Origin of the sequence: Comamonas sp. (assembly GCF_036666375.1) — a bacterium.
Taxonomy (GTDB): domain Bacteria; phylum Pseudomonadota; class Gammaproteobacteria; order Burkholderiales; family Burkholderiaceae_C; genus Comamonas.
In genome coordinates, this window is record NZ_JAVWWA010000084.1 from 15,541 (window position 1) to 24,463 (window position 8,923).

Here is an 8,923-nt window from a genome sequence, read left to right on the forward strand (position 1 = left end):
GCGCCGGGCGACGGCGCGCTGTGCGCCGGCATGCTGCGCCATGCGCCCACCTGGGAAGACCTTGCCTGGCTGCAGGCCCAGACCCGCCTGCCGGTGCTGCTCAAAGGCATTCTTCATCCCCAGGATGCGCTGCAGGCCGCGCGCCTGCAGGCCGCGGGCATCATTGTCTCCAACCACGGCGGTCGTACGCTCGACAGCGCCCCGGCAACGGCGCGCGCCTTGCCGCGCATCGTGCAGGCGCTACAGGCCGGGCCCGGCAACGCGGCGCAGCTGCCGGTGATCGTCGACGGCGGAATTCGCCGCGGCACCGATGTGCTCAAGGCCATGGCCCTGGGCGCGAGCGCGGTGATGGTGGGCCGGCCCATCGTCTGGGGCCTGGCCAATGCAGGCGCCGCGGGTGTGGCGCATGTGCTACGCCTGCTGCGCGATGAACTGGAAATCGCCATGGCGCTGACCGGCTGCGCCACTCTGGCCGAAGCCACGCCCGCGCTGCTGCAGGATTGATGCGTGCGCGTTGACGGAAAGCCCTTCATAATTCCCGGCTGAATTACGAATTACGAATGCGATGAGTTCTCATTTATAATTCTTTTCATCCCTTCAATAGCCAGCCACAACTGCCTGCTGCCATGATCGTCTGTGTTTGCCGCCGGGTTTCTGACCGCGAAATCGCACGCCACGCGCATGCGGGTATGAGTTTTGACGAAATCCAGTTTGAACTTGGTGTAGCCACCCAATGCGGACGCTGTGAAAACTGCGCCCGCGACGTGGTTGCGCAGTGCAGTGCTTCGGGAGCGGTTGCCCATATCCAGAACGCAACCCAGCCGATCCAGCTTGCCAACAATATCTTGGAAAGCAACGCATGGCCCTCTTCCCCGTTCTGCTCGGCAGCCTGATCCTCGTCATTGGATGCACCTGGTGGATTTTCCGCCGATGAACCTGGCTTTTTCCGCCCCTGGGTCCAGGTGTAGTGCGCGCTGACCCACCTTTCGTATATGTCCCAGTCTGATCGATTTTCCTCTTCCGGGGGGATGAGCCGCAATGCCGTCATTGCCGGCTCCGTAGTCCTGTTGCACGTGGCCGGTATCTGGGCACTGCAAAGCGGCCTGATGCGCAAAGCCGTGGAGCTGGTGGTCCCCGCCGAAGTGCTGGCCGAGTTCATTGCACCGCCTGCACCCGAAGTCGCGCCGCCGCCCCCACCACCGCCGCCGCCCAAGCCACAACCCAAGCCCGTGGTGCGCAAGGCGCCCATGCCCAAGGCGATCACCGACCCGACGCCGCGCCCCAACGCGCCGGTGGGCGTGGTCGAACCCGATCCTGCGCCCGTGACCGAAGCCCCGCCGGCGCCGCCCGCGCCTCCGGCTCCGCCCACGCCGCCAGCACCGCCGGCGCCGCCTGCGCCGCCGGTGATCCAGCTGCCGTCGAGCAATGCCGCCTACCTCAACAACCCCAAGCCCAGCTATCCGTCGATCAGCCGGCGCATGGGCGAACAGGGCAAGGTCGTGCTGCGTGTGTTCATCGATGTCGAAGGCAAGCCGCAGACCATAGAGATCCGCCAGTCCAGCGGCTTTGACCGCCTGGACCAGCAGGCCATCGAATCGGTCAAGCGCTGGCGCTTCGTGCCCGGCAAGCGCAATGGTGTTCCCGAAGCCATGTGGAACATCGTGCCCATCAATTTTGTTCTCGAATAATTTTCAGGAGTATTCATGGATTCCCATTTCGGCATTGCCAACGTCTGGACCCAGGGGGACTTCGTCACCCGCGCCATCGCCGTCATCCTCATCGGCATGTCTCTCGTGTCGTGGATCGTGATCATCATCAAGGCGCTGGACATCTTCAAGTACCGCAAGCATGCGCGCGCCTCGTTTGATTTCTGGCACAGCGAAGACTTCGGCACCGGCCTGGCCAAGCTCGGCACCGATCCCGCTAACCCCTTCCGCCACCTGGCGCTCGAAGGCCGTGAAGCCACGGCCCACCACCGCAAGAGCAGTGCCCATCTGCATGACTCGCTGGACATCAGCGACTGGGTCACGCGCAGCCTGCGCAACACCATCAACGAATTCACCGCTCGCCTGCAAGGCGGCCTGGCCATCCTGGCTTCCGTGGGCTCCACGGCGCCGTTCATCGGCCTGTTCGGCACCGTCTGGGGCATCTACCACGCACTGGTCGCGATCGGCTCCACGGGCCAGTCGACCATCGACAAGGTGGCCGGCCCCATCGGCGAAGCGCTGATCATGACGGCCCTGGGCCTGGCCGTGGCGATTCCCGCCGTGCTGGGCTACAACGCCCTTGTGCGCGGCAACAAGTCCATTCTCAACAACCTCAACAGCTTCGCGCACGACCTGCACGCCTACTTCGTGACCGGCGCCCGCGTGAATGTGCAGAATGAAGGCGAGCCGGCCAAGGTGCTGCCGCTGAAGAAAGGTGCCTGACCATGTCGTTCGGAACCCAGGACGATTCCGATGAGGTGATGAACGAGATCAACATGACGCCGCTGGTCGACGTCATGCTGGTGCTGCTCATCATCTTCATCATCACCATTCCGGTGATGAAGCATTCGGTCAACGTCGATCTGCCGCAGGCAACCAACCAGCCCGAGAACGTGAAGCCGGAAACGGTCAACCTGAGCATCGATGCCGAAGGCAAGTACCACTGGAACGCCCAACCCATCACCGATGAAGCGCTGCTGACCCAGTTGCAGGCCGAAGGTGCCAAGGACCCGCAGGCGGACCTGCATATCCGCGGCGACAAGAACGTGCGCTACGAGCGCGTGGCCCAGGCCATGGCGGCCGCGCAGCGCGCGGGCGTGCGCAAGATCGGCTTCGTGACCGACCCCACGCAATAAACTGCGCCACCCCGCAAAAAGCCCTGCCCTTCGCGCGCGAAGGCAGGGCTTTTTGCATGGCGCAGGGCGCCCAGAGCTGGCTGAATGATTTATTTACAAAGCCGGGTCGCAAACGATTGACATGTTATTGAGAATCAATATCATTAGCAAACACACCGACCTGAGGATCAACACATGCCCGCTACCCTTTCCCTGCCCCGTACAGGCCAAGCCAGCCAAATTTCCATTCAGATGTCCCAGCCCCTGCAAGAAACAATGCACGCCGAAAGCGCGCTGGGCATGAACAGCACCGAGCTGCTGCAGGGCCGCAAGTCCGTCACCATCCTGCACAACGGCATGCCTTACCGCCTGCAGGCCACCAAGCTGGGCAAGCTGATCCTCACCAAATAATCACTGTTTCATCGTGGGGCGGCCCGTACATCCGGGCCGTTTTGCCAGCCAACGGAGCTTGTCCGCGTAGCCAGGCTTTTTTCCCGCGCAGCATGCAAAAAGCCGGTCAGCGACCGGCTTTTTCAATGGGACCGTACAGACCGGCCCCGAGGATGGCGCCCGATCAGAGACCGATGGCGGCGATGCCGGCGCGCGCGATCTGCGCGTCTTCATGCGACTTCACACCGCTGACGCCGACGGCGCCAATCACCTGGCCGTCCTTGACGATGGCCACGCCGCCTTCGAGCAGGCCGCTGAGGCCGGGAGCGCTCAGGAAGGCCGTGCGACCGCCGTTGACGATGTCTTCATAGATCTTGGAGTCACGGCGACCCAGGGCCGAAGTATTCGCCTTGGCGGGAGCGATCTGCGCCGAGATGGCGCCGGCGCCGTCGAGGCGCTGCAGCCACAGCAGATGACCACCGTCGTCGACGATGGCAATGCTCACGGCCCATTTGTTCTTCAATGCTTCGGCTTCCGCTGCGGCGGCAATGGCTTTCACGTCGGCGAGTTCGAGTTCGTGCTTGGTCTTCATGCAAAGGCTCCGTGTAGTAATCGGGTATGGGCGAAAAAGGAACAGCATAACGGGCAAACCGACGCCAACTGGGCACTTCCAGCGCAAAAGATTCACAACTAAAACCAATTGATCGCAACCGGGTATTGCAAACGCCGCTTGCCGTCGCCACCTAGAATGAACTATGCAATCGTGCATGCACAAAGGAGAACGTCCGAATGAATGAACAAGTCACCACACTGGGCTCTGCGGGCTACGGTGTCTCGCAGCAACAGCGCAACAAGGTCTTGCGCAATACCTACTGGCTGCTCGCGCTGAGCCTGCTGCCAACGGTACTCGGCGCCTGGGTAGGCGTTGCCACGGGCATCACGGCATCGCTGAGCGGCGTGGTCGGTCTCGTCGTGTTCATGGCGGGCGCTTTCGGCTTCATGTATGCCATCGAGAAGACCAAGCATTCGGCCGCAGGCGTGCCTGTGCTGCTGGGCTTCACGTTCTTCATGGGCTTGATGCTCTCGCGCCTGATTGGTCAGATCCTGGGCTTCAGCAATGGCTCCGAGCTGATCATGACCGCTTTTGCGGGCACGGCCGGCGTGTTCTTCGTGATGGCCAGCGTGGCCAGCGTGATCAAGCGCGACCTGTCGGGCATGGGCAAATGGCTGTTCGTCGGCGCGATGGTGCTGTTTGTCGGCATCCTGGTCAACATGTTTGTCGGCTCGACCGTCGGCATGATGGTCATCTCCGTGGCCGGCATCGGCATCTTCAGCGCCTTCATGCTCTATGACCTCAAGCGCATCATGGACGGCGGCGAAACCAACTACATCAGCGCCACGCTGGCACTGTATCTGGACCTGTTCAATGTGTTCCAGTTCATGCTGAGCCTGCTGGGCCTGGGCGGCGACCGCGAGTAATCGGCGGCCCCGCTCCCCTCGAAAAGGCCCTGCGGGGCCTTTTTTCATGGGCCGCTCGACTCCGCGGCCGCAAGAAGGCCTTAACTTTTCACGCAAGCTGCCGATAATGCAAGGGACATGTCCAAATACGCCCCTACCACCATGCGGTCTGCACTTCTCGCCCTCCCCCTGCTGCTGCTTGCCGGCTGCAACATTCCCGGCCTCGGGCCCACGCCCCAGGCCATCGCGCGCGAGAACGAGGCCAAGGCGGTAGGAAGCGCCTGCCGCCATGCCTTGCGCGGCCTCGAAGATTGTTACTCGCTCAATCCCAAGGCCACCAAGGCGCTGGTCTTCGCGGGCTGGAAGGAAATGGACCAGTACATGCGCGAGAACAAGATCGAAGGCACGCCTTCGGTGATCACGCAGCGCGAGAAGCCCGCGCGCACGCCCGACAGCGAGATCGAGACCGAGCTGCGTCCCGCGGCGCCGCGCAATCGCAGCTGATGCCCTGCCAGGGCCCTGCCTGCAGCGCAGGCGGGCCGGGCCGGCGCGTCAGATGCGTTCGAACACGGCCATGCTTTCGACATGCGCCGTGTGCGGGAACATATTGATCACGCCCGCGCTGACGCAGCGGTAGCCCGCCTTGTTGACCAGCAGATCGGCATCGCGCGCGAGGGTTGCGGGGGCGCAGCTCACATAGACGATGCGCTGCGGCGGCTGCCAGGCTTCGCTGCCCTCGGGCAGAACCACGGCATCCTCGGCGCCTAGGCGCGCCTGGTGGATGTCGGCCAGCGCCTGGACCAGCGCGAACGCGCCTTCGCGCGGCGGATCGACCAGCCATTTGTCGGCGACGCCGTCGGCGATCAGCATTTCCGGCGTCATGTTGAACAGGTTGCGGGCAACGAAATCCGTGGGCGCGAGCGCATCGCCTTCAAGGCGCTGGGCCTGGTTGCGCGCGTAGTTGTCGCGTGAACGCGCAACCAGCGCATCGCTGCCCTCGATGCCCAGCACTTCGCGCGCCTGCGTGGCCAGCGGCAGCGTGAAATTGCCCAGGCCGCAGAACCAGTCGATCACGCGTTCGCTCTTCTTCACATCGAGCAGGCGCAGCGCGCGCGTCACCAGCACGCGGTTGATGTGCGGATTGACCTGGGTGAAGTCCGTGGGCTTGAACGGCATGGTGATGCCGAAGTCGGGCAGGCTGTAGGCCAGATCCTGGATGGGCGGGTCCATGAGCTGCACGGTGTCGGGCCCCTTGGACTGCAGCCACCACTGGATGTTCTGCTCGGCGGCAAACGCGCGCAGCCGGCCCTGGTCGGCCTCGGACAGCGGCTCCATGTGGCGCAGCACCAGCGCGGTGACATCGTCGCCGCAGGCCACTTCGATCTGCGGCAGGGTCTCGCGCGCATCCATCGACGCGACCAGCGCGCGCAGCGGCATCAGCATGTTGTCGACATGCGGCGGCAGCACGCGGCAGACTTCCATGTCGGCGATGTAGCGGCTCTTGCGCTCGTGGAAGCCGACCAGCACCTTCTGCTTCTTGATCACGTAGCGCACCGACAGGCGCGCGCGGTAGCGGTAGCCCCAGGCCGGGCCTTCGATGGGGCGCAGAACCGTTTCGGTCTTGACCTTGCCCAGATGCCAGAGGTTGTCCTCGAGCACGCGCTGCTTGACGGCGACCTGTGCCGAGACATGCATGTGCTGCATCTTGCAGCCGCCGCAGGCGCCTGCATGCAGGCCGAAATGCGGGCAGCCGGGCGTCACGCGCTGGGAAGATTCGCGGTGGATGACCGTCAGACTGCCGCGCTCAAAGCTGTTTTTCTTGCGATGGATGTTGGCGCTCACCAACTCCGTAGGCAAGGCGCCATCGATGAACACGACCTTGCCATCGGGCTGCCGGGCAACGCCCTGGGCATCCATGTCCATGGACAGCACCTCGTACCAGCCGGGCGGCAGTTCCGAGGTGGATTCGGGGAGATTCGCGGGGGGATTGTTTTCGCTCAGGTCACTCATGGCGGCGATTGTCTCAGGCCCGCGATCGGGCGACGCATTTGCAGGGAAATTGCGCGCCATGACATGGCCGGCGGCGTAACGCATCCACACAGCGCTGCATATCACAGCCAGTTGGGTTCGTGCAGCGGGTTTTCCTGAAATTCAGGCCAGGCGCACTCTGCATAGACCGCGGCGGGCCGACATTGGACGATCACGAAAGCGGACATTGCGGGCAATACGTATGCCGGCTAAATTGTTATTAAAAGAAAAAAGTGAATCACTTGATATCGTTCCCGACGATGACTCCGGTGCCCCCACGCACCCATGGCCCGACAAAGCGTTACCGCATTCTTGAAGGAGCAACCATGAACGAAGTGATTCAGACGACCTACAGCACGCCACTGGTGATCCTGGCCTACCTCATATCGGCCATAGGTTCCTATGCGGCACTGTCCGCCACCCACCGCATGCAGACCCAGCCCGGCAGGAGCCATCTTGCGCATCTGCTCATTGCCGGCATCGCGCTCGGCGGCATAGGCGTCTGGTCCATGCACTTTGTCGGCATGCTTGCGCTCAAGATGGACATAGGCCTGGGCTACTCGATGGTCGAGACCGTGGTTTCGCTGCTCGCCGCCTGCCTCGCGGCCGCCTGGGGCCTGGCCATCGTCGCCAAGAACCCGCGCAGTTGGGCGCGCCTGATTTCCGCCGGCGCCATGCTCGGCGTGGGCGCGGCCACCATGCACTACCTGGGCATGTACGGCATGCGTTTCGGCGGCTATTTCGTCTGGTCGCTGGACGTGGTGGCCATCTCGGTGCTGATTGCCTTTGTCGCGGCCACGGCTGCCCTGTGGCTGGCCTTCAATACGCGCAGCGCCGTCGCGCGCATGGGCGCGGCGGCCGTGATGGCGCTGGCCGTGTGCGCGATGCATTACACCGGCATGTCGGCCGCGGAGTTCATCTGCACCACTGACAACCGGCTGGCCATTCCCACCAGCCCTACGGTCATCAGCGTGATGGACCTGCCGCTGCTGGTGATCACGCTGGCCGTGGGCATGACCTGCGCGATTGCCATTGATCTGCTGTTCGACCCGCAACGCCGCCGGGCTGTCACGCGCCGCCCCGGCTGAAGCCGCCTTCCACCTCCTGCATCGCCCTGCGTGTAGGCCCTGCCCATAATGGCGGCATGAGCATTCTTCCTGAACTCCGCGACGCCGGCAGCATCACGCGCGTCCAAGGCATAGAAGTCGGCCACCATACCGACACGCGCCGGCCCACGGGCTGTACCGTGGTCATGGCGCGCGCCGGCGCCGTGGGCGGCGTCGATGTGCGCGGGGCGGCACCGGGCACGCGCGAGACCGATCTGCTGCACCCCACGAATCTGGTCGAGCAGGTGCATGCCGTGCTGCTCGCGGGCGGCAGCGCCTGGGGGCTGGACGCAGCCAGCGGCGCGGTGCGCTGGCTCGAAGAACACGATGTCGGGCTGGACGTGCGCTACGCGCGCCTGCCGCTGGTGCCCGCGGCCGTGCTGTTCGACCTGGGCGTGGGCGATGCGCGCATACGCCCCGACGCCGCTGCGGGCTACGCCGCCTGCGCTGCGGCCAGCAGCGCGCCGCCGGCCGAAGGCAATGTGGGCGCGGGCATGGGTGCCTGCGTGGGCAAGGTGTTCGGCATGGCGCATGCGATGAAGGGCGGCGTGGGCACGGCTTCGGTGACCGTGGACGGCGTCACCGTGGGCGCGCTGATTGCCTGCAATGCGCTGGGCGATGTGCTCGACCCCGACACCGGCCGGGTGATCGCGGGCGCACGCAGCGAGGACGGCCTGCGGCTGCGCGACACGCGCCGTGCGCTGCTGCGCGGCGAAGCGCCGCGCCCCGTGCTTGCCGGCACCAACACCACGATAGGCGTGATCGCCACCGACGCGCGCATCACCAAGGCCCAGGCACATCGCCTGGCCGTGGTGTCGCACGACGGGCTGGCACGCGCGATCAACCCGGTGCACACCATGTCGGACGGCGACACGCTGTTCGCGCTGGGCACGGGGGCCAGCGGCAAGACGCTGGGAATGATGACGCTGGCGACCATGGCGGCGGAGGTGACGGCGCAGGCAACGCTGCGCGCCGTGCTTTGCGCGCGCGGCATCAAGACAGCCGAGGGGCTGTGGTTGCCGGCGGCTGGGGATATCGAGGGCGGGCCGTCCACCCTTCGACAGGCTCAGGGCGAACGGTAGGGGTCAGGTCCCATTCCAATGAAAACAGGCCCCAAAAA

12 protein-coding genes are annotated in these 8,923 nt (G+C 64.6%); 10 read left to right on the forward strand and 2 right to left on the reverse strand.

Translation table 11 applies throughout. The features are described from left to right. The 6 genes from RR928_RS18090 to hemP all read left to right on the forward strand — a co-directional run. A partial coding sequence (locus tag RR928_RS18090) for an alpha-hydroxy acid oxidase (RefSeq protein WP_332683630.1) occupies positions 1 to 504 on the forward strand: 504 nt, incomplete at its 5' end. 122 nt (positions 505 to 626) lie between these two features. Beyond that, on the forward strand, positions 627 to 893 hold the full coding sequence (locus RR928_RS18095) for a (2Fe-2S)-binding protein (RefSeq protein ID WP_213301175.1): 267 nt from the start codon (positions 627 to 629) through the stop codon (positions 891 to 893). A 99-nt stretch (positions 894 to 992) separates the two neighbouring features. Beyond that, entirely contained in the window at positions 993 to 1,688 is a 696-nt protein-coding gene (locus RR928_RS18100) for an energy transducer TonB (RefSeq protein WP_332537860.1), read from the forward strand. A gap of 15 nt (positions 1,689 to 1,703) precedes the next feature. Continuing rightward, entirely contained in the window at positions 1,704 to 2,429 is a 726-nt protein-coding gene (locus RR928_RS18105; protein WP_332537861.1) for a MotA/TolQ/ExbB proton channel family protein, read from the forward strand. A gap of 2 nt (positions 2,430 to 2,431) precedes the next feature. After that, positions 2,432 to 2,842 carry an ExbD/TolR family protein gene (locus RR928_RS18110; RefSeq protein ID WP_332537862.1) on the forward strand — a complete coding sequence of 137 codons (411 nt, stop codon included), beginning with the start codon at positions 2,432 to 2,434 and terminating at the stop codon, positions 2,840 to 2,842. A gap of 231 nt (positions 2,843 to 3,073) precedes the next feature. Further along, entirely contained in the window at positions 3,074 to 3,232 is a 159-nt protein-coding gene (gene hemP / locus RR928_RS18115) for a hemin uptake protein HemP (RefSeq protein WP_442881498.1), read from the forward strand. A 163-nt stretch (positions 3,233 to 3,395) separates the two neighbouring features. Here the strand turns inward: hemP and RR928_RS18120 are convergent, their stop codons facing one another. Continuing rightward, entirely contained in the window at positions 3,396 to 3,803 is a 408-nt protein-coding gene (locus tag RR928_RS18120) for a GlcG/HbpS family heme-binding protein (RefSeq protein ID WP_332537863.1), read from the reverse strand. Positions 3,804 to 4,000: 197 nt separating this feature from the next. Between RR928_RS18120 and RR928_RS18125 the strand changes: the two genes are divergently transcribed. Both RR928_RS18125 and RR928_RS18130 read left to right on the forward strand, forming a co-directional pair. Further along, a complete protein-coding gene (locus RR928_RS18125; RefSeq protein WP_332683635.1) occupies positions 4,001 to 4,690 on the forward strand; it encodes a Bax inhibitor-1 family protein in 690 nt (229 codons plus the stop codon). Positions 4,691 to 4,807: 117 nt separating this feature from the next. Beyond that, positions 4,808 to 5,173, forward strand: a complete 366-nt coding sequence (locus tag RR928_RS18130; RefSeq protein ID WP_442881499.1) for a hypothetical protein — start codon at positions 4,808 to 4,810, stop codon at positions 5,171 to 5,173. A 48-nt stretch (positions 5,174 to 5,221) separates the two neighbouring features. Here RR928_RS18130 and rlmD read toward each other — a convergent pair whose 3' ends face one another. Beyond that, on the reverse strand, positions 5,222 to 6,679 hold the full coding sequence (gene rlmD, locus RR928_RS18135; protein ID WP_332537866.1) for a 23S rRNA (uracil(1939)-C(5))-methyltransferase RlmD: 1,458 nt from the start codon (positions 6,677 to 6,679) through the stop codon (positions 5,222 to 5,224). 344 nt (positions 6,680 to 7,023) lie between these two features. Between rlmD and RR928_RS18140 the strand changes: the two genes are divergently transcribed. Next, positions 7,024 to 7,785 (forward strand): MHYT domain-containing protein, encoded by a 762-nt coding sequence (locus RR928_RS18140; RefSeq protein WP_332537867.1) that lies wholly within the window; start codon positions 7,024 to 7,026, stop codon positions 7,783 to 7,785. A 56-nt stretch (positions 7,786 to 7,841) separates the two neighbouring features. Continuing rightward, the gene (locus RR928_RS18145; RefSeq protein ID WP_332683640.1) at positions 7,842 to 8,885 is read left to right on the forward strand and encodes a P1 family peptidase; all 1,044 of its coding nucleotides are present in this window, start codon (positions 7,842 to 7,844) and stop codon (positions 8,883 to 8,885) included. Positions 8,886 to 8,923: the final 38 nt, after the last annotated feature.